This is a genomic window from Enterobacter sp. PL_is514, from assembly GCF_055816715.1.
Window position 1 is genome coordinate 1 of the sequence record NZ_JBVPGN010000028.1, and the last position, 20795, is coordinate 20795.

Here is a 20795-nt window from a genome sequence, read left to right on the forward strand (position 1 = left end):
TTCCTGGACTGACGTTCTGCCAGAATTTGGCGGCGATACCTACGGCGCTGACAACTTCCTGCAGCAACGTGCTAACGGCGTCGCGACCTACCGTAACCAGGACTTCTTTGGTCTGGTGGACGGCCTGAACTTTGCTCTGCAATATCAGGGCAAAAACGGCAGCGTAGAGGGTGAAAACACTAACGGTCGCAGCCTGCTGAACCAGAACGGCGACGGCTACGGTGCATCCGTGACCTATAACCTGGGCGAAGGCTTCAGCGTGGGTGGTGCGATGTCCTCCTCCAAACGTACCGCCGACCAGAATGCAGCTGGCGTATACGGTAATGGCGATCACGCAGAAGTCTATTCTGGTGGCCTGAAATACGATGCCAACAACATCTATCTGGCAGCGCAGTACTCTCAGACCTACAACGCAACCCGTTTCGGTACTTCTAACGGCAGCAACCCGACTACCGCTTACGGCTTCGCTAACAAAGCGCAGAACTTCGAAGTGGTTGCTCAGTACCAGTTCGACTTCGGTCTGCGTCCATCCGTGGCTTACCTGCAGTCTAAAGGCAAAGACATCGAAGGTTACGGCGATCAGGATCTGCTGAAATATGTTGATGTGGGTGCGACTTACTACTTCAACAAAAACATGTCCACCTATGTTGATTACAAAATCAACCTGGTTGATGAAAATGAATTTACCCGTCAGGCGGGTATCGGTACTGACGATATCGTCGCGCTGGGCCTGGTTTACCAGTTCTAATCGCGTCATCGTGTGACGTAAGGGGCCTGATGGCCCCTTTTTTGTGCCTCTCTGATTCTCACAACTCACCCGTTTTGGTGTACTCTTGCCGCCCTGGCATGAGGATAATAATGAATGGACATGACTTTTTTACGCGCCAGCTTTCTGGCTATGCTTTTTTTCCTGACCGCGTGTAACGATCCCACACCCGTGGCGAAAACCGACGCACCCGCCGCGACGGTGCTCGAAGGCAAAACGATGGGGACCTTCTGGCGCGTCAGCGTGATGAACCTCGATAAAACACGCACAGACGAACTTCGCGGCAAAATCCAGTCGCAGCTGGACGCCGACGATCAGCTGCTGTCGACCTATAAAAATGACTCGGCACTGATGCGCTTTAACCTCTCAACCAGCACCTCCCTGTGGCCGGTGAGCGAGGCGATGGCCGATATCGTGACCGAGGCAATGCGCGTGGGTTACAAAACCAACGGGGCGATGGATGTGACCGTCGGCCCTCTGGTGAATCTCTGGGGATTTGGCCCGAATAAACAGCCGGTGAAAACGCCCGAACAGGCGGCCATTGATGACGCCCGCGCCAGGACAGGGCTGCAGCATCTGACGGTGATCAATCAGTACGGGCAACAGTACCTGCAAAAAGATATCCCCGATCTGTTTGTCGATCTGTCGACGGTCGGGGAAGGCTATGCGGCGGATCATCTTGCTGCGCTGATGGCCCAGGAAGGTATTTCACGTTATCTGGTCTCCGTGGGCGGCGCGCTGGTCAGCCGGGGTATGAACGCCAGCGATAAGCCGTGGCGCGTAGCGATTCAAAAGCCGACCGATCGGCAAAATGCCGTGCAGGCGATAGTGGATATCAACGGACATGGCATCAGTACCTCCGGCAGCTACCGTAACTATTACGAGCTTGAGGGGAAGCGTATTTCGCACGTTATCGATCCACAGACCGGGCGCCCCATCACGCATAACCTGGTCTCGGTGACGGTTATTGCCCCCACCGCGCTGGAAGCGGATGCCTGGGATACCGGATTAATGGTTCTCGGCCCGGAAAAAGCCAAAGAGGTGGTTCGTCAGGAAGGGCTGGCGGTTTATATGATCACCAAAGAGGGCGACGGGTTCAAAACCTGGAGCTCGCCGCAGTTCAACAGTTTCCTGGTCAGCGACAAAAATTAAAAAGCAAGGTTGCGGGTTTTTTATCAGTGGCGCTCAGGCACGCTCTATGTATGCTTGTAAGAGGAGCCGATAATGAGAAACTCAACCTTTATTACCGATGAGGATCGCTGGCAGGCCGTGCTGGCCCGCGATCCGATCGCTGACGATCAGTTTGTCTTCGCCGTGCAGACCACGGGTATTTTCTGCCGCCCGTCATGCCGTGCCCGCCACGCGCTGCGTAAAAATGTCCGCTTTTATCCTGATGCCCATCATGCCGTACAGGCCGGCTTTCGTCCGTGCAAGCGCTGCATGCCGGACAAACGTGATCCGCAGGCGCAGAAGCTGGCGAAAGTGGAACAGGCCTGCCGTCTTCTGGAGCAGGAGCCTACGCTAACCCTGGAAGGGCTGGCGCAGCAGGTTGCCATGAGTCCTTTCCATTTCCACCGTCTGTTTAAGGCCGTGACCGGCATGACGCCAAAAGCCTGGCAGCAGGCGGCACGGGGCCAGCGCCTGCGCGCCGCGCTTGCACAGGGAGACAAAATTACCGACGCCGTGCTGGCGGCGGGGTTTCCTGACAGCAGCAGCTATTATCGTAAAGCCGACGATGCGCTGGGCATGACGGCGAAGCAGTACCGTAAAGGAGAGGTGGCCGTGCGGTATGCCATCGATGACTGTTCGTTAGGACGCTGTCTGGTCGCAGAAAGCGAGCGGGGGATCTGCGCGATTCTGCTGGGTGACACCGATGCGGAAGTCACCGCAGAGCTTGCCACGCAATTTCCAAAAGCAACGCACGCGCCGCTGGACGACGCCTTTGTGCAGCGGATCCACCAGGTGATTGCCAGTATTGATAACCGGGACGTACCGCTTGCGCTGCCGCTGGATATTCGCGGAACCGCGTTTCAGCAGCGCGTCTGGCAGGCCCTTCGCAACATTCCCTGCGGCGAAACGGCAAGTTACCAGCAGGTGGCGCAGGCGATTGGTCAACCTAATGCGGTACGCGCCGTAGCAGGCGCCTGTGCGGCAAACACGCTCGCAATTGTGATCCCCTGTCATCGCGTGGTTCGTAACGACGGTGCGCTGTCGGGCTACCGCTGGGGGACGGCGCGAAAAGCGCTATTACTGAAACATGAGGCGAAACGCCGGGAGGGATAATGCTCGATCTTTTTGCGGATGCTGAACCCTGGCAGGAGCCGCTTGCGCCGGGGGCGGTGATCCTGCGCCGCTTTGCACTCTCCCGTGCGGCGGCGCTGCTTGCCGGTATCGACGAGGTGACGGTGGTTTCGCCGTTTCGCCATATGGTGACGCCGGGTGGCTACACCATGTCGGTGGCCATGGCCAACTGCGGCGAACTGGGCTGGGCGACAAACGAACGTGGGTATGTGTATGCTCCAAGCGATCCCACGACCGACCGGCCGTGGCCTCCCATGCCTGCGGTTTTTCAGACACTTTGTCACGAGGCTGCCGTGGCGGCAGATTATCCTGACTTTCGCCCTGATGCCTGTCTGATTAACCGCTACGCCGTCGGTGCGAAGCTCTCGCTGCATCAGGACAAGGATGAGCCCGATCTGCGCGCGCCTATCGTCTCGGTATCGTTAGGTCTGCCCGCCGTCTTCCAGTTCGGGGGATTACGCCGCAACGATCCGCTCAAACGCATTATGCTGGAACATGGCGATGTGGTGGTGTGGGGCAGGGAATCTCGGCTTTATTATCACGGCATTCAGCCGCTGAAACCCGGGGTCCACCCCCTCACGGGCGAGTACCGTTATAACCTGACCTTCCGTCAGGCGGGGATGCGTAAACAAAAATAAGAATTATTCTTGATGTACGCGCCTGGCAGTTTACACTGCTGGCTGATTTTTATTGTCCGGATTGCCTGCATGCAACTACTTCTCCTTGTCTGGCGTCAGTATCGCTGGCCCTTCATTGCCGTAATGGCGTTAAGCCTTGCCAGCGCCGCGCTGGGTATTGGCCTGATCGCGTTTATTAACGTGCGGTTGATTGAAATGGTCGACACCTCGCTCTCCGTATTGCCGGAGTTTCTCGGTCTGCTGCTCTTGTTGATGGCGGTTACGCTCGGTTCCCAGCTTGCGCTGACCGCGCTCGGCCACCATTTCGTTTTTCGTTTGCGCAGTGAGTTTATCAAGCGGATCCTGGACACCCAGGTCGAGCGCGTTGAGCAGCTCGGCAGCGCCTCGCTGCTGGCGGGGCTGACCAGCGACGTACGCGCCATTACCATCGCGTTCGTTCGTCTGCCGGAGCTGGTGCAGGGGATCATTCTGACCTTTGGATCGGCGGCCTATCTCGCCTGGCTCTCCAGCAAAATGCTGGCGGTGACCGCGCTGTGGATTGCCATTACCATCTGGGGCGGCTTTGTGCTGGTGTCGCGCGTCTACAAACACATGGCGGTGCTGCGTGAAACCGAAGATAAGCTCTATAACGATTACCAGACGGTACTGGAAGGGCGCAAAGAGCTCACCCTGAACCGCGAGCGCGCCGAGTATATCTTTAACCATCTCTATATCCCGGACGCGCGCGAATATCGTCATCACATTATTCGCGCCGATACCTTCCACCTGAGTGCGGTGAACTGGTCAAACATCATGATGCTGGGTGCCATTGGCCTGGTATTCTGGATGGCGAACAGCCTGGGCTGGGCGGACACCAACGTCGCGGCAACCTACTCGCTGACGCTGCTGTTTTTGCGCACGCCGCTGCTCTCGGCGGTCGGCGCGTTGCCTACCTTGCTGAGTGCGCAGGTGGCCTTTAATAAGCTCAAAAAATTCGATCTCGCGCCGTTTAAGGCCGAATTTCCGCGCCCGCAGGCCTTCCCGAACTGGCAGACGCTGGAGCTGCGTAACGTCACGTTCCGCTATCAGGACAGCGCCTTCTCCGTGGGGCCGGTTAACCTGACGATCCGCCGCGGCGAGCTGCTGTTTCTGATCGGCGGCAACGGCAGCGGTAAATCGACGCTGGCGATGCTGCTTACCGGGCTTTATCAGCCGCAGTCGGGCGAGATTTTGCTGGATGGCAGAGCGCTGAGCGCGGAGAAACCCGAGGATTACCGCAAGCTTTTCTCGGCGGTGTTCACCGACGTCTGGCTGTTCGATCGGCTGCTGGGTCCGGAAGGGCAGCAGGCCAATCCTGCGCTGGTGGAAAAATGGCTGGCGCAGCTGCAGATGTCGCACAAGCTGGAGTTACAGGACGGGAAGATCCTCAATCTGAAGCTTTCCAAAGGGCAGAAAAAGCGCGTGGCGCTGCTGCTGGCGCTAGCGGAAGAGCGTGACATCATTCTGCTGGATGAGTGGGCGGCGGATCAGGACCCGCACTTCCGCCGCGAGTTTTATCAGGTGCTGCTGCCGCTGATGCAGGAGATGGGCAAAACCGTTTTCGCCATCAGCCATGACGATCACTACTTCATTCATGCTGACCGCCTGCTGGAGATGCGCGACGGCAGGCTCAGCGAGCTGACCGGTGAAGAGCGCGATGCAGCCTCGCGTGATGCAGTGGCGCGTACGGCCTGAAGCCCTCACCCTAACCCTCTCCCACAGGGAGAGGGGATAGATCGTGGCCGTAATGCCGCTTTTTTCTCCATCCCGCCCCGTTGTTTATTCTTATTTACATATCCCCGCGCTATGCTTAACCCCAACTCATTTAATGGATTTATGATTGATGTCGGTATTAAAGAAAAACAGCGCCAGACAGCGTGACCAGGAGCGCGCGCGACTCATCTGGCTTCTCACGACCGATAAAGCGGTCACCTCTACGCTATTAGGCAAACTCACCCTGGCTGAGCAATATGATGTCGGCACTTTAGCCGACGATATTGCTGAGGTAGGTGCGCTGGTTGCTCATTTACCCCCACCGGATCTGGCGGATACCCTGGAAGCGCTTCCCTCGGAAGAACGTCACGCCCTGTGGCGTCTGGTGCAGGATCACGAGCGCGGGCAGGTGCTGCTCGAGGCCTCTGAAAACGTCTGGGACGACCTGATCGACGAGATGAGCGACCGGGATATTCTTGACGCTCTGCAAACCCTGGATATCGACGAGCAGATTTACCTCGTTCAGCACCTGCCGCGCAACCTGACCGGCCGCCTGCTGGCGTCACTGCCTGCCGATGAACGCGCGCGCGTGCGTCAGGTTATGCACTACGAGAAAAACAGCGTCGGCGCGATCATGGAGTTCGGCGTTATCACGGTGCGCCCGGACGTGACGCTCGGTACCGTGCAGCGCTACCTGCGTCGCCTGGGAAAAATGCCGGACAACACCGATAAACTGTTTGTCACCTCCCGGGATAAAACGCTGCTCGGCGAGCTGGAGCTGAAAACCATCCTGCTCAACAGCACCCAGCGGAAGGTGAGCGAGGTGATGGAAAACGAGCCGATGGTCTTCTCCCCGGAAGACGATGCGGAGAAAGCGGCGCGTACCTTCGAACGTGATGACCTGGTGAGTGCCGCCGTTGTGGACTCCGTCGGCAAACTGATGGGGCGTCTGACCATCGATGAGATCGTTGATGTGGTCTACGAAGAAACCGACAACGATCTGCGTGCGCTCGGGGGGATCAGCGCCGAAGATGACGTCCATGCCTCCGTCGGCAAGGCGGTGAAAACCCGCTGGGCGTGGCTGGCCATTAACCTGTGTACCGCCTTTATCGCCTCCCGGGTGATTGACGGTTTTGAACACACCATTTCGCAGCTGGTGGCGCTGGCCTCGCTGATGCCGATTGTGGCCGGAATAGGCGGCAACACCGGAAACCAGACCATCACCATGATCGTCCGCGCGCTGGCGCTGGAAAATATTCAGCCCGGTAACTTCGCCTTTCTGATCTTCAGAGAGATGGGCGTGGCGCTGATCAACGGCCTGGTGTGGGGCGGTATTATGGGCGGCATTACCTGGTGGCTGTATGACGATATGGCGCTGGGTGGGGTGATGATGCTGGCGATGGTGCTAAATTTGCTGGTGGCATCAATGATGGGGGTCATTATCCCGCTGACGATGACCAAACTGGGGCGCGACCCCGCGGTGGGGTCGAGCGTGATGATCACCGCCATCACCGATACCGGCGGTTTCTTTATTTTTCTTGGGCTGGCGACGATTTTTCTTCTTTAAGCCGACGCTTAATGCGGGCGGGGAGTAGCGCCATAACGATAATCCCGCCCAGCACGCCAATCGCCAGATTGCCGGTTGATACCGTGGCGGCAACGGTGACCAGCATGACGACCGTTTCTGCAATCGGGGCCGTTTTCAGCGTGGCGGGCTGAAGACTGTGCCAGCTGAAGGTTTTGACGGCGACGATCGCCATAATGCCCGCCAGCACCGCCATCGGGATGTTGGCCATCACGTCGCTGAGTGCCGTGACCAGGATCAGCAGCACAATGCCCGCTGCAAGGGTTGAAATGCGGCTTCGGCCTTTTCCCATCTCCACGTTAACGATGGTTTGCCCAATCATCGCGCAGCCCGCAATACCACCGTAAAATCCGGCCAGAATATTACCCACGCCCAGCCCGATGCTCTCACGGCGCTTGCTCGACGGCGTTGCGGTCAGCTCATCCACCAGCTTTGCCGTCAGCAGGGATTCCAGCAGGCCGACAAAGGCGATGCTCAACGCGCACGGCCAGATAATGCTCAGCGTCTGTACATTGAGGGGGACCAGTAGTTCGGTAAGACCCGGTAAACCGCCGCTCATGGAGCCTTCATCGCCCACGGTCGGCAGGATTTGACCGGTTGAAACGGTGAACACGGTAAGCACAACAATCGCAATCAGCGGGGAAGGGATGCTTTTGAGATAGCGCGGCACCCACAGCACGATCAGCAGCGTCAGCACGAACAGGCCCACAATCAGCGGGCTTCGGCTCCAGAAATGGGGAACCTGCGCAAAGAAAATCAATATCCCGAGGGCGTTAACAAACCCGGTCATGACCGACTGGGGAATAAAGCGCATCAGCCTTGCCATGCCCAGCACGCCAAACAGAATCTGAATCACGCCTGCCATCAGCACGGCGGGAAGAATGTACTGTACGCCGTGCTGATGCACCATGGGCCCAATAACCAGCGCTACGGAACCGGCCGCTGCCGTGACCATCGCCGGGCGACCGCCCAGCACGGACAGGGCAAGACACAGCACCACGGAGGCGATCAGGCTGACCTTCGGGTCAACGCCCGCCACCACGGAAAATGAGATGACCTCGGGGATCAGCGCCAGGGCGGTAATCACGCCCGCCAGCGTTTCACGCGTCAGCTGCTTAGGGGAACGCAGTACGTTGGCTACGCGGTCTTCGGGGGATACAGCAGAATGGGGTAAGGACATAACAGTTCGCTGGTTAGGGCAGGCTTCCGTGCGCGCGATCACAAAACGCAACATACTAGCCAGTAAAACCGCGCTTTACCAGACGCATCGATAATTCCTCACAAACAATCCATCATTAAATTTCACAATTACAATAATTTCGTAACCTTTAAACAATATTTAAAAGTTGTTACCGTGCCCCCGCAGCTTTTTTCACCTGCAATTTCCACGCATCAAGCACTTTTACACTAAGGCATAAATTATGAAAAAAATGACTGCCATGCTCTTTTCTCTGGCCGTGGGGCTTAACACCGTCTCCATGGCGGCGAAAGCTGACGCACCAAAAGAGCAGGAAACGGACGTCCTTTTAATTGGTGGCGGTATCATGAGCGCCACGCTGGGAACCTATCTGCAAGAACTGCAGCCGGACTGGTCAATGACCATGGTCGAGCGCCTTGACGGCGTGGCGCAGGAGAGTTCGAACGGCTGGAACAACGCCGGTACCGGCCATTCGGCACTCATGGAACTGAACTATACGCCGCAGAAAAAGGACGGTTCCATTAGTATCGAGAAGGCGGTAGAGATCAACGAAGCATTCCAGGTTTCTCGCCAGTTCTGGTCTCATCAGGTCAACAGCGGCGTGATGCACGACCCGCACTCCTTCATCAACACCGTACCGCACATGAGCTTTGTGTGGGGTGAGCAGAACGTCAACTTCCTGCGCGCGCGCTACGCCGCTCTGCAGCAGAGCACGCTGTTCCGCGGGATGAAATACTCTGAAGACCACGCGCAGATTAAAGAGTGGGCTCCGCTGGTCATGGAAGGTCGTGACCCGAACCAGAAAGTGGCGGCGACCCGTACCGAAATTGGTACCGACGTTAACTACGGTGAAATTACCCGTCAGCTGGTGACGTCTCTGAAGAAAAAAGAGAACTTCAACCTGCAGCTCAGCACTGAAGTGCGTGGTTTCAAGCGCAACGCGGACAACAGCTGGAGCGTGACCGTTGCCGATCTGAAAAACAATGAAGCTGAACACGTCATCAGGGCGAAGTTTGTCTTTATCGGTGCGGGCGGCGCGGCGCTGAAGCTGCTGCAGGAGTCCGGTATTCCGGAAGCGGACGACTACGCGGGCTTCCCGGTGGGCGGTCAGTTCCTGGTGTCCGATAACCCGGAAGTGGTGAACCGTCATCTGGCAAAAGTGTACGGTCAGGCTTCCGTGGGCGCGCCGCCAATGTCTGTTCCGCACATCGACACCCGTATGCTTGACGGCAAACGCGTGGTGCTGTTTGGGCCGTTCGCGACCTTCTCCACGAAGTTCCTGAAAAACGGTTCTCTGTGGGACCTGCTCAGCGCAACCACCACCTCTAACGTCAAGCCGATGATGGACGTGGGTCTGGATAACTTCGACCTGGTGAAATACCTGATTAGCCAGGTGATGCTCTCTGACGACGATCGTTTCGAGGCGCTGAAAGAGTACTATCCGCAGGCGAAGAAAGAAGACTGGCGTCTGTGGCAGGCGGGTCAGCGCGTACAGATCATCAAGCGCGATCCGAAAGAGGGTGGCGTGCTGCGTCTGGGTACCGAAGTGGTAAGCGATAAGGATGGCACCATCGCCGCGCTGCTGGGTGCGTCACCGGGTGCGTCTACCGCTGCGCCAATCATGCTGCACCTGATGGAAAAAGTGTTTAAAGATAAAGTCGCCAGCCCGGAATGGCAGGCGAAGCTGAAAACCATTATTCCATCCTATGGCACGAAGCTGAACGGCAACGTGAGCGCGACGGAGCAGGAGCTGGAATACACCAGCCGCGTACTGCAGCTGCAGTACATCAAACCGCAGGCTGCGGATGCTGCGCCAAAAGCGGAGCTGAAGCCTCAGCCGGAAAACAAACCGGTTGCGGATATCGCGCTGTAAGGTAAAAAAGCCGGGTGGCGCTGACGCCTACCCGGCCTATGTTCGGTGTTGTTTTGTAGGTCGGGTTAGGCGAAGCTGCCACCCGACTTTTAACGTACTACCGCTTGTCCGACAGTCTCTTCTGCCTTCCACACGCGATACTTCACTTCCACGTTTTCAGGCGTATAGACCACGATCGGCAACTTGCTGTTGTAGCGCAGCAGGCTATTGTCGCCCAGATACGCCGTCACAAATTTCTTCTCTTTCTTGCCATCCGGGCAGGCCATCATGGTGGAGACCGGCGAGGTGACTTTATCAAAGACGTAGTAGTCGTAACCCCAGCCTTCCAGCGTTTTGCTTTCCAGCTGACCACCCAGGCGATGCTGGTTGCAGTCCACTTCCAGCGTCTTGCCAATTAACAGTTCCACTTTGAAATTCGCTTCATCCTGCTGTGCCGGCAGCTGAATCACCTGACGCTTCATCCCTTTATCCGCTTTCGGATACGGGGCGACTTTTTCCAGCGGCTGCTCTTTAGGTGTTTCGCTGGCGAAAGCACTGGTGCTGACACACGCGGCGGCGATGAGTGCGATGGCAAATTTAGGTGCGTTTTTCATTGTCATTCCTTTATGTCAAAACGATCCTGCACAGGTTAACATATCAACTATAAATGATTGGTGTTATTTACTTACATTTTCAATATCAATAGCGTAATAAACCACATATTTGCCATTTAGGTAGATGTTTGTCCTGGCGTGGAGTCCGGCAGGCGTTTGTGTTATTTTAGACCCTCTATAATGTTATTCATCTGTAAAAGGGAAGAGAGATGGTTCGAGCAAAACTGAAAACGCCTGAAGGCCGCAAGTTCCTCCTGGCGCTGCTGGTCGTGTTTATGATTGCTGCCGCATGCGTGGGGCGGGCCACCATTGTTGGCGTCATCGAACAGTACAACATTCCTCTCTCTGCCTGGACAACCAGCATGTATGTCCTGCAATCGGCGATGATCTTCGTCTACAGTCTGGTGTTCACCGTTCTGCTGGCCATCCCGCTGGGCATTTTCTTCCTGGGCGGACGTGATAAACACTAGACGCCGATTTGCGATATCGAAGCCATCCTGCGGGGTGGCTTTTTTTATGTCTAATAATTTTTATTCGCATTTCCAGGATATTCTGTTTCGAACAAGACAGTTCAACATGAAGCAGGAGATGCGCAATGTTATCCCGGTTTGCAACGCTCAGCCGGATCCCGAAAGGAGTCTGGGTGGTGGGCGGCGTCAGTATGCTGATGGATATCTCCTCGGAGATTATTCACAGTCTGCTGCCGCTGTTTATGGTGACGACGCTGGGCGCCAGCGTTATTTTCATTGGTTTGATTGAAGGTCTGGCTGAGGCTACGGCGCTGTTTATCAAGGTGTTTTCCGGCGCCATCAGTGACTATCTGGGCAAGCGTAAAGGACTGGCGGTTCTGGGCTATGGTCTTGGCGCATTGAGTAAACCGTTGTTCGCTATCGCCTCTTCTTCCGGCATGATCCTTGGGGCGCGCTTAATCGACCGGGTCGGGAAGGGGATACGGGGAGCGCCGCGCGATGCGCTGGTTGCTGATGTTACGCCGCCGGAACTTCGCGGCGCGGCCTTTGGACTGCGTCAGTCGATGGACACCGTCGGCGCATTTCTCGGGCCGCTGCTGGCCGTAGGATTAATGCTGCTGTGGAACGATGATTTCCGCACGATTTTCTGGATCGCGGTGATCCCCGGCGTGCTCGCCGTGGCGCTGCTTTTCTTCGGCCTGCATGAGCCGAAAACGCCCGTCGAACATAAACGAACGAACCCTATCAAAAAAGAGAACCTCAGGCGCCTCGGGAAAGGCTGCTGGTGGGTTATTGGTCTGGGGGCCATCTTCACGCTCGCACGTTTCAGTGAAGCATTTCTTGTGCTTCGCGCTCAGCAGTCGGGTGTGCCGCTGGCGCTGATCCCGCTGGTGATGGTGGCCATGAATCTGCTCTATTTCCTCTCTGCCTATCCGTTTGGCAAGTTATCTGACGGGATGAGCCACACACGATTACTGCAGTGGGGGCTGGTGATGCTGATTGGGGCAGATGTTATGTTGGCGCTGAGCACCCACTGGGCTGGAATGCTTCTGGGCGTTGCGCTTTGGGGAGTGCATATGGGCATGACCCAGGGGCTGCTGGCGGCAATGATTGCGAAAACTGCACCTGCGGATCTGCGCGGTACCGCTTACGGCATTTTTAGTCTGGTCAGCGGCGTGGGATTGTTAGTCGCAAGCCTGTGCGCCGGGGTCATCTGGGAAGCGTTTGGCGCAGAATATACGTTCTATGCCGGAGCGGTGATTTGTCTGGTTACACTGGTGTACCTGCGTAAAACACCTGGTGAAATCGAATAAAAAAACCAGCCGTAAAAGGCTGGTTTTCAATGTGTTTTTGGTCGGCACGAGAGGATTTGAACCTCCGACCCCGACCCCCGCCCCCATGACACCGCAACTAAAACGCTATAAACAGCGTCTTTTCTGGTGTCGGGAGATGTTCATGTGTACAAACAAACAGTGCTTTTTTAGCAAAATTTGCACTATATACATCAATGTGTTAGGGGGCGTTTCTCCCCAAAGGATTTAAGTATGAGTTGTCTATGCTTAGGGTGGAAAGCATCAAATATGTCTGTGGCATTGCGGATGAAAAATCTTTTTTACGAGATTGATGTGGTTTTACAATTTAAGGTTAAAATGATTTAAATTAACTCTAATTAAATTTATAATATCATAGGGTGGAATAGTTAATTTGTTGTATTTAATGGGTTTGAATTTAACAATTTCAAAGGTAAATACATGGCAAAAGAATTTGAGTTAAATAAATGGATTGATGAGAGTCTTCCAAAATTTGAGCTTTTAGGAAAACATATTGCTTTTATAATTGAGACTCTACTCCAGCAGAATGAAGTAGCTTATCTTTCTGTAAGTTACAGGACTAAAACAAAAGAAGGAATTATTGAAAAGGTTAGTCGAAAAAATTATAGAAAACCAATTGATGAGCTAACTGATGTTTCAGGTGTCAGAGTTATACTTTACCTTGAATCAGACATAGCTAAAGTAAGTGAAATTATAAAATCAACATTTAATATCGATGAAACAAACAGCATGAGTAATGAGAATAGACTTTCATCAGATAAAATAGGTTATAGGTCCGTACATTATGTATGTGATATTGGTGAAAATAGAATTGCATTAAAAGAATATGAATATATTTCAGGGTTGAAATGTGAAATTCAAATTAGAACAATGTTGCAGCATGCCTGGGCTGAACTGACACATGATAGAAATTATAAGTTAGGAACCAACTTACCTTTACAAATACAGAGAAAAATAAATCTTTTTTCGGGAATGCTTGAGATAGCCGATCAGGGATTTTCAGAAATAGTTAGCTCTATTGAACAATATAAAGAATTAATTGATAGTAATGACTTAGGGCAATTAACTTTACAAAAAATCAACTCCATAAACCTATACAAGTTCGTGGAGGAAATTACAAAGGAAATGGGGCTGGAGTTAACACCAGTCTACGATTGGGAAGGTGATTCATCAAAGGAAATTCTTGAGGAATTAAAATTCTCAGGTCTTAATAGTTTTAAGGAAATTACTGAAGCCATACCAGAAAATTATAGTGAAGTATGCAAACTAAATGGTGTCTATTTAAATATATATGCTTTTTTACGCGATATAATGTTAATTCATAATTATGAGGCGTTGAATAGGAAAAATTCTATTAATTGGGTTCTGGCTTCAGAGTCTGAACCTGATGAATTGGAAAAGCATAAAAAATTCTATTCCAACTTTATGGATCCAAATAGAGCAACACAACTAGTTCAAGCTTTTACCTTAATGGGTGATTAATTTTTTTTCGAGCATCAATAGCCATCATAAATGATGGCTTTGAAAAATGGAGTACTTTTATCCTGAATGCTATAAATTTTTTTAATCAAATTATTCCTAAATCGTAACCGAAGCCCATTCAGATGGAACTGTCAGTATAAAACCTGTCAATGTTCATAAGCTAGTTTCAGCTTGTTATGCGCAATTAGTTAATAAGCCATAATTTCTCCATGTGGAACGACAACCCAATCGATGTGGTTTTGCGTGTCGATTTTTGTCGACTTCGCATCGCTGTGCGCCATGCGTCCTTGTGGATCTATATCTTGTTTATCGAAAAGGTGAGCAGCCAGCGCTCGGATTTCGTGAAAAGTTGGTCTTTCATCCATTGCCATCTTGTCACATAAACCTAGTTTGTTTCGTAATACTGAAAACGACCTGCTCAGATAATCCGGAGCAACCTGTGTCGGGTGTGACACCTCTTTACTGCGTTTAACCTGTCGCTCCGGAATCCGGTGAACAACAAACGGACTGACTACGTTATCCCTACTTTCATCAATTATGCGCCTTAACTCATCTCCAATTGGAATCGCAACGTGCGATGCTTCCTTCTTTTGTACCTTTTGACGATAGATGTAAAGGGTTCCATATATGCCATCTTCTGGTTGTTCGAGCTATACACAACCACAAACGCCGTTCTTTGGTTCACGTATTGAATACCGAATCCTAGACACTTCAAAGCGTGCATGTGTCGTCTGTAAAGCCAAATCCATCGCAGATCTTAACCACGGCGTTGCAGCGCGACGTATAGCCATGAAATGCTCTAGCGACAATCGTTTCCTTTTCTTCTCTTCGGTCCTGCGCATTTTCTTCCTAGCCGCTGGATTGTCGAGCATCAAAGATTCATCGACCGCATACGAAAAAAGCTTTTTGAGAAAGCTAACTTTTCTGTTTTGCACGTTCGCGGATGCGCCGGCATGGTATTTGTTGATGTAAGCGTTAACGTGCTCCAGTTCGATATCGCAAGCTGGAATACTAACGAAGAACTCTTTCACTCGTTGTGCGTCATCATTCCAATCATCTAATGTACTCTGAGAAGGGAGTTCGTCTTCAACAGCCCGAGCCATGATGTTATCCACATGGTCTGCAAACGGTTTGGCTTCTCCAGCAACCCCCCGGATTCTCTAATGAGATTATCAACGGATGGGAAAGTTCTGGTATCATTAAGTTTTGGATATGTGAGATGCTTGGGTCGGGAGCGATTCATGCTCCGTTGATTATTCTCCGATTGCAGCGGGCTTTACTGGACTGTTACCGCAAACCGGTAAAACCCGCCTTCAGTGCACCAATGTCGATGGGCTAGTAATCGAAGGGTGTTTGGCACGCTTGAAAAGAAAGAAGCCTGACGAATATCAATTGTTGGTCGTGCACTACATCTATCGGATATCAAAGCGTCAGATGGCGAAGTACCGTAAGAAAAGCGAAAAACAGATCCGAATTGAAATACAGATGGCAGAGGGTTTCATTGAAGAGTGCCTCTCGATGCGGGATTTTCCTCTCGAAATGGATCCGATTGTGCAAATGGAAAATCGTCAAAAAAACGCTAGTGTGGTCCGCAAATCTTTGTGTAACGTGTCAAGAGTGGTCACCTGCACACGAAATTACCCGTTTACAAACCTCGTTCAGGCGAGGTTTTTTGGTATGATGTTTTTCCAATTGCAAGGAGAACATTATGTACTGGAACGGTATACCATTTCCATTTGTTGATTCATTAACAAAGGAAAATTTAACTCTACAGATCACAAAATTACCAACTCTGATTATCGATAGTGGTTTTCCTTGGGAAAGTCTCGTCGGAGCTTTTATTGCTGGTAGCATTCCTGCTTTTATTGCATGGAAAACAATCAAAAATAATAACGAGGCTATAAAACGGCAGATAACATTAGCTGCACAGCAAAAAAAATGTGATGAGCTTAGAGATATGTTTGCGAACTATATTTCACTGCAATCAAATCTCGTGTCCTATCTTGAGTTGATTTATGACGAGCATGGTGGGGATAGAGAAAAAATACCATTTGGAATAATAACTGAGACGAGAGATGATTTCTATAAAGTAAAACATTGTGAAACGCTTATCTATCTGTTAATTGGTACTGAAGACCCCTTTTATGAGAGGGTTCATAGTTTAATAGAAGATATTGATGATCGTATTGATACGTTTTTTTATGAATATAATAATGAATCTACAGAAATGTTTTCTCTTGATGAGGATAACAAGAACTTACTGAGTTTATTTTCTGAGATACTTAAAAGAGAACAAGCGAAAATATGATGTGTGATCGTTTTTACTTGCAAATAATATTACGCGTAATGTTTCACAGATATCAATGAAATTGATGCCTACAACAGGAGGATCCTTCTGTGAAGAATGGGCGGCTGGTGGGTGTTGTAGCACCCAACCAGCCATTTGCTCATGCATGAAGGTAACAAGCGAACCGAGGCCCACCGCTTTAGCGCTAAAGCACAGTGAGCCTATCAGAGACCCGCTTATTGATCCATGAAAATACTGTAATTTTAAACAGTGTTGAGCTTATCAACGCTGACTGCCTGCGTTACCTCGCAATCCTCTCAGATAACTCCATTGACCTTATTGTTATGGATCCTCCTTACTTTAAGGTGAAGCCGAACGGCTGGGATAACAAGGGGAACGGCGACGCCGATTATCTCCGCTAGCTTGATCTGTGTCTTGCCTAGTCCTGGCGAGTCCTTAAGCCTGCCGGCTGAAAAACCGGAACTCTCAAAAAGTGCGTGGAACTAAAACAGGTGTGCTTACACATCTGCTACACTCATTTTCGACCAATTCATCAGCGAGAAAGAAGGCAATGCGCTGGTGGCCGTTGTTGATCCGGGTGGGGTCTGGTCTTTATGTCACGGCGTGACTGTCATCGATGGCAGGCGTGTTGTTAAAGGCATTACGGCCACTGAGGAACAATGCCGCAAGGTTAACGCTATTGAACGTGATAAGGCATTAGCTTGGATTGATCGCAATATCAAAGTACCTCTGACGGAGCCGTAGAAGGTAGGTATTGCATCCTTTTGCCCGTACAACATCAGCCCCGGTAAATATTTTCCATCGACTTTCTATAAGTGCATCAGTGCAGGTGAACGTAAAGGTCCATGCGAAGCAATCCGCTGATGGCTTAAGGACGGTGGCCGTGACTGCCATCTAACCAAAGGCCAGAAGAATGGCTGCTATGGTCAGGTTGAACGACGGGACCAAGCAAGCGCGTTGGCGTGCTGGGGGGAGACCATTGATCAGCATGATCTTTAATACATGATGGAAAGCCGCCATGGTTTCAGTGCTTCTCATTGCTTCATTCGCCGCAGGCAGTGTGCGGACGGAACGAACTGATCAAAGCTACCGCATCGGATTAACTTGCGAAAGAAAGTATAATTATCTAAGCTGTAGCGTTCAAACAATTCATTCGTTTCCTTTAAATATACATAGTTTTCTTTAACCATGTTTATTTGCTAGCGAATAACATAAAGATAATGTAAATAAAGGAAGTCAGTGGAAGCAAAAAATTACTAGCGAATGTAATTCTCCTTTGTTTTTTTATGGATTTTACAACCTTATAAAGCTTTTCTAGGTTCTCACTAAGATTTTCAGATGTTTGACGGTTTTCTTTGATTTGTTGTTCGTGCTTTACGTTGGCCTTCTTAAGTAAATTTAATATGAAATTATATTTCATGCCTAAGAATTCCCTAATATTTTTCTCTTGCGCTGATGGGTTCTCTAAATTTTCATGTTGTGACAATGCCTGTTGTGATTTTGTAAATTGATAGCTCAGTCTGCCATGGCTGGCAAATACTTGATTATAAAGACTATCTGTTTCGATAAGGAGCGATTGTCTATTCACTTCAATTTCTTGTCGTAACCTTGCGAATTTTTGTGTGTTTAGTTCAAACTCATAGTGCCAGTTAGTTATATCTGACCAGTAATTAAATATTATCTTTACAAAAACTATAAAGGCAGATAATGAAATGAAGATGAGTAAATAATAAACTGATAATTCAATATTGAATATTAGTAATGTTATCTCTTTGATTTGAATAATCTTCAAAAACAAAAGTATGAATAAGAAATGTAGTATAGTTAAAGTCCATAATAATTTAGATGTACTTTCCGAAATGTATGGTGTGGTGAAAAATTTGGATATTGGAATTATTCTTTCAAGAAACTTGATTTTAGCATCATTGTCCATTTTATAGCCCTCAAAGGTTTCAGTTGTCTATCAATGATTTTACAGGTGAATTTAGAATAAATGACTTAATCAAAAAATGCACATTGTTTAAATTAACCAAACAAATCTTTTCTGTTTAATTTGACTTAGGGGTGATGATTTTTTTAACTTTCTACTAGTTATAAGGCCTATAAGAAAAAGATAAAGTTACAATATTTTCGGGCTGCCAGCAAACGCAATTTATGACGATGATTTAAAAGTGTGATGTGCAGTTTAAGCAAATATAAGTGAAAAAATAATCATGCCCCAACGCATCAAAAGGCCATGCAGACATAAAGGTTGTGCTTCGCTGACCAATGACTCAAACGGCTATTACGACCAGCATCGGCTGCAGCATACCGGTGAAGGATGACGCAATCTATTAGAAATTTTTCTGCTGTGGCCGTCAAGAAACCCTATTCAAACCTCAATAGTTGTCCCAGAGAAAAGGGGCTTAGAGAGCCAATCATAGCTGTACCGTATATATTTTTATACATGTTAATATTTTTAGTATTCAAAGGGATAAAAACATGTTGTGCCTGATTTTTTGACGGTATTTTCCCCCGGTTTTTCCCCAATGATTCCCCGTGCAAAAAATAGATAAGAAAAAACCAGCCATAAGAGGCTGGTTTTCAATGTGATTTTGGTCGGCACGAGAGGATTTGAACCTCCGACCCCCGACACCCCATGACGGTGCGCTACCAGGCTGCGCTACGTGCCGACGCATGAAAAGAATACTACTCGATTCCGTTTTGAATGCAAGGGAATCCGTCGCTAACTGGTTTATTATTAATCAGTTAGCGATGAAGCGCTTCTCATCCGTCAGAACCTGCAGCAGCAGGCTCAGCTGCGGCTTCTGGTCTTTCAGTCGTTCACCCTGCAGGTTATACGTCTGATAATTCCCGTTGTTGTTCAGCACCAGCGTCAGCTTCGGCGTAGTCACCACCAGCGTATTATTACCCGCAGCCGTGACCCAGTTATGGCGGCGCGCGGCGCTGAAGAGATCCTGGCCCTGCGAATACTCGTTTGCTGGCGTGCTGACGTGCAGCAGGCGTTGCATCAGGGTGGTCATCACATCTTTATGCTCGGTAAGCATATTGATGCGCTGCGCCGGGGTGCCCGGCCAGTGGATCACCAGCGGAACCTGCAGGTTCGGGCGTGACCAGCTCATACTCTTCGTCTCGTCACCTAACGGGACGCCATGGCCTGCGGTCACGATCACCACGGTGTTATCAAGCTTGCCGGACTCACGTAGCGCGTCAAGCACGCGACCAATCTGCGCATCAACATCACCCGCCGCGCGGCCGTAGCGGCGCGCAAAATCACTCTTATTGCTGTTTGCAAGCGTTGTGCCGTTAAAGGCAACCCATGAGAACCAGCGGTTATCTTCCTGGGCGTAGCGCTGCAGCCAGTTTATCCATTGGCTGGCGGTCTGTGCATCAGACTGATTTTGTGCCGTCGGCAGTGAGAAATCAGACAGCAGCGCCTGGCGGTAGAGCGGGCTGTTAAAGCCATCGGATGAGAACAACCCTAACTGATAGCCCTGCTGATTCAGCCCGGTGATCAGCGCCGCAGGTGTGCGGGTAGACAGTACGCCGTCCATATAGCCAGCTGAAATGCCATAGAAGAGGCCAAAGATGCCCGCGTCGGTTGTGTTACCTGAGCTCATATGCTGAGTAAACGAGACGTTTTGACTCGCGAAATTGGCCAGCGCAGGCATCTGCTTCTCGTAACGGGAATAGTTCAGTCCATCGACTGTGATAAGCAGGACGTTTTGGCCTCGTCCCATATCGCGGTAGTTCAGGTCGCTCAGAGGATACTGCACGCTGACGGCTTCCGGGTTACCCTGCTCAATAAGACGGCGCTGATATTCCTGCGCATCAAGCAGGCCGTGTTTTTCGAGGAAGCGACGGGCCGTCATCGGATATGAGAGCGGCAGGTTCGCGCGCTGCATGGTAATAGGGCGATAGAAGTTCGCATCCGCCCAGATATACATGATGTGCGAACTGATAAAGGAGACGAAGAAGAGCGCGGCGACGGGCTTCGCGTAATGGCGTCGCCGGGTCAGGCTACGCAGTTTTTGCCAGCTCCAGGTGGCAAACAGCATCTCAATCAACAGGATCACCGGGACGCTGATAAACATCAGCTGCCAGTCACGGGCTGTTTCGTTCTGGTCGGGGTTAATCACCAGTTCCCAGACGATGGGGTTGAGATGCAGGTGGAAGCGGGTGAACACTTCACTGTCGATAAGCAGCAGCGTCATCCCCACCGTCGCAAGGATGGCGGACAAGAATCGCATCAGACGCTGCGACATGACGATAAACGTCAGGGGGAACAGGATCAGCAGATAGGTGGCGAAAACCAAAAAGCTAAAGTGACCGACAACGCTTATCCAGGAGTAGATACGCCCGGTGAGCGTTGTTGGCCAGTCTGCGACAAACAGATAACGACAGCCAATGACCGTCGCCAGCAGAATGTTGAACAGGGCAAACCAGTGCCCCCAGCTGACCATCTGGGAGACTTTTTCACGGTAGCGCTGACGATTCGTCACCATAAACTGTTGTTCGT

Annotated in this window: 15 protein-coding genes, 1 tRNA gene and 4 pseudogenes; 14 read left to right on the forward strand and 6 right to left on the reverse strand. The window is 51.0% G+C overall.

From position 1 onward, the window contains the following. The 6 genes from AC0TNG_RS06285 to mgtE form a co-directional block, all read left to right on the forward strand. Positions 1 to 748 (forward strand): porin (locus AC0TNG_RS06285; protein WP_473713314.1); only part of this gene is annotated, 748 nt, incomplete at its 5' end. Between the two features lie 114 nt (positions 749 to 862). Beyond that, complete coding sequence (gene apbE / locus AC0TNG_RS06290) at positions 863 to 1918, forward strand: FAD:protein FMN transferase ApbE (protein WP_032646590.1); 1056 nt, start codon at positions 863 to 865, stop codon at positions 1916 to 1918. 72 nt (positions 1919 to 1990) lie between these two features. Next, positions 1991 to 3049, forward strand: coding sequence for a bifunctional DNA-binding transcriptional regulator/O6-methylguanine-DNA methyltransferase Ada (ada, locus tag AC0TNG_RS06295; RefSeq protein WP_267216886.1), 1059 nt, complete (start codon positions 1991 to 1993; stop codon positions 3047 to 3049). Next, positions 3049 to 3705 (forward strand): DNA oxidative demethylase AlkB, encoded by a 657-nt coding sequence (gene alkB, locus AC0TNG_RS06300; protein ID WP_024908196.1) that lies wholly within the window; start codon positions 3049 to 3051, stop codon positions 3703 to 3705. The genes ada and alkB overlap by 1 nt, the downstream gene beginning before the upstream one ends. Positions 3706 to 3774: 69 nt before the next feature. Further along, a complete protein-coding gene (locus AC0TNG_RS06305) occupies positions 3775 to 5418 on the forward strand; it encodes a multidrug ABC transporter permease/ATP-binding protein (protein WP_148768611.1) in 1644 nt (547 codons plus the stop codon). 148 nt (positions 5419 to 5566) lie between these two features. After that, positions 5567 to 7003: a magnesium transporter gene (mgtE, locus tag AC0TNG_RS06310; RefSeq protein ID WP_021241530.1), complete on the forward strand. Its 1437-nt coding sequence runs from the start codon at positions 5567 to 5569 to the stop codon at positions 7001 to 7003. Here mgtE and AC0TNG_RS06315 read toward each other — a convergent pair. Beyond that, a complete protein-coding gene (locus tag AC0TNG_RS06315; protein WP_473713315.1) occupies positions 6966 to 8255 on the reverse strand; it encodes a SulP family inorganic anion transporter in 1290 nt (429 codons plus the stop codon). The two genes, mgtE and AC0TNG_RS06315, sit on opposite strands and share 38 nt — an antisense overlap. Before the next feature lie 187 nt (positions 8256 to 8442). Between AC0TNG_RS06315 and mqo the strand changes: the two genes are divergently transcribed. Then, positions 8443 to 10092: a malate dehydrogenase (quinone) gene (gene mqo / locus AC0TNG_RS06320; RefSeq protein ID WP_126786710.1), complete on the forward strand. Its 1650-nt coding sequence runs from the start codon at positions 8443 to 8445 to the stop codon at positions 10090 to 10092. 89 nt (positions 10093 to 10181) lie between these two features. Here the strand turns inward: mqo and eco are convergent, their stop codons facing one another. Further along, a complete protein-coding gene (eco, locus tag AC0TNG_RS06325) occupies positions 10182 to 10685 on the reverse strand; it encodes a serine protease inhibitor ecotin (protein WP_048991686.1) in 504 nt (167 codons plus the stop codon). 209 nt (positions 10686 to 10894) lie between these two features. On the opposite strand from eco, the gene AC0TNG_RS06330 reads away from it, so the two are divergent. From AC0TNG_RS06330 to AC0TNG_RS06340, 3 genes are all read left to right on the forward strand, one after another. Then, entirely contained in the window at positions 10895 to 11155 is a 261-nt protein-coding gene (locus AC0TNG_RS06330; protein WP_010433451.1) for a DUF2534 family protein, read from the forward strand. Between the two features lie 125 nt (positions 11156 to 11280). Further along, complete coding sequence (locus tag AC0TNG_RS06335) at positions 11281 to 12468, forward strand: MFS transporter (RefSeq protein ID WP_463727102.1); 1188 nt, start codon at positions 11281 to 11283, stop codon at positions 12466 to 12468. Positions 12469 to 12906: 438 nt separating this feature from the next. Then, positions 12907 to 13968 (forward strand): GTP pyrophosphokinase, encoded by a 1062-nt coding sequence (locus AC0TNG_RS06340; protein WP_473713316.1) that lies wholly within the window; start codon positions 12907 to 12909, stop codon positions 13966 to 13968. A gap of 188 nt (positions 13969 to 14156) precedes the next feature. Here the strand turns inward: AC0TNG_RS06340 and AC0TNG_RS06345 are convergent. Further along, a pseudogene (locus AC0TNG_RS06345) lies at positions 14157 to 15151 on the reverse strand (recombinase); the annotation flags it as partial. Between the two features lie 38 nt (positions 15152 to 15189). Here AC0TNG_RS06345 and AC0TNG_RS06350 point away from each other — a divergent pair. The 4 genes and pseudogenes from AC0TNG_RS06350 to AC0TNG_RS06365 form a co-directional block, all read left to right on the forward strand. Then, positions 15190 to 15522, forward strand: a pseudogene (locus AC0TNG_RS06350) (antiterminator Q family protein); the annotation flags it as partial. A 154-nt stretch (positions 15523 to 15676) separates the two neighbouring features. Next, positions 15677 to 16276 carry a hypothetical protein gene (locus tag AC0TNG_RS06355; protein WP_061714737.1) on the forward strand — a complete coding sequence of 200 codons (600 nt, stop codon included), beginning with the start codon at positions 15677 to 15679 and terminating at the stop codon, positions 16274 to 16276. Between the two features lie 194 nt (positions 16277 to 16470). Continuing rightward, positions 16471 to 16674, forward strand: a pseudogene (locus AC0TNG_RS06360) (site-specific DNA-methyltransferase); the annotation flags it as partial. Positions 16675 to 16771: 97 nt separating this feature from the next. Further along, a pseudogene (locus AC0TNG_RS06365) lies at positions 16772 to 17275 on the forward strand (glycoside hydrolase family protein); the annotation flags it as partial. A 193-nt stretch (positions 17276 to 17468) separates the two neighbouring features. On the opposite strand, the gene AC0TNG_RS06370 reads toward AC0TNG_RS06365, so the two are convergent. From AC0TNG_RS06370 to yejM, 3 genes are all read right to left on the reverse strand, one after another. Continuing rightward, positions 17469 to 18209, reverse strand: a complete 741-nt coding sequence (locus AC0TNG_RS06370; protein ID WP_061714739.1) for a hypothetical protein — start codon at positions 18207 to 18209, stop codon at positions 17469 to 17471. Between the two features lie 662 nt (positions 18210 to 18871). After that, positions 18872 to 18948 (reverse strand) — tRNA-Pro (locus AC0TNG_RS06375). 72 nt (positions 18949 to 19020) lie between these two features. Then, positions 19021 to 20781 carry an LPS biosynthesis-modulating metalloenzyme YejM gene (yejM, locus tag AC0TNG_RS06380; RefSeq protein ID WP_048991690.1) on the reverse strand — a complete coding sequence of 587 codons (1761 nt, stop codon included), beginning with the start codon at positions 20779 to 20781 and terminating at the stop codon, positions 19021 to 19023. Between the last annotated feature and the right edge of the window lie 14 nt (positions 20782 to 20795).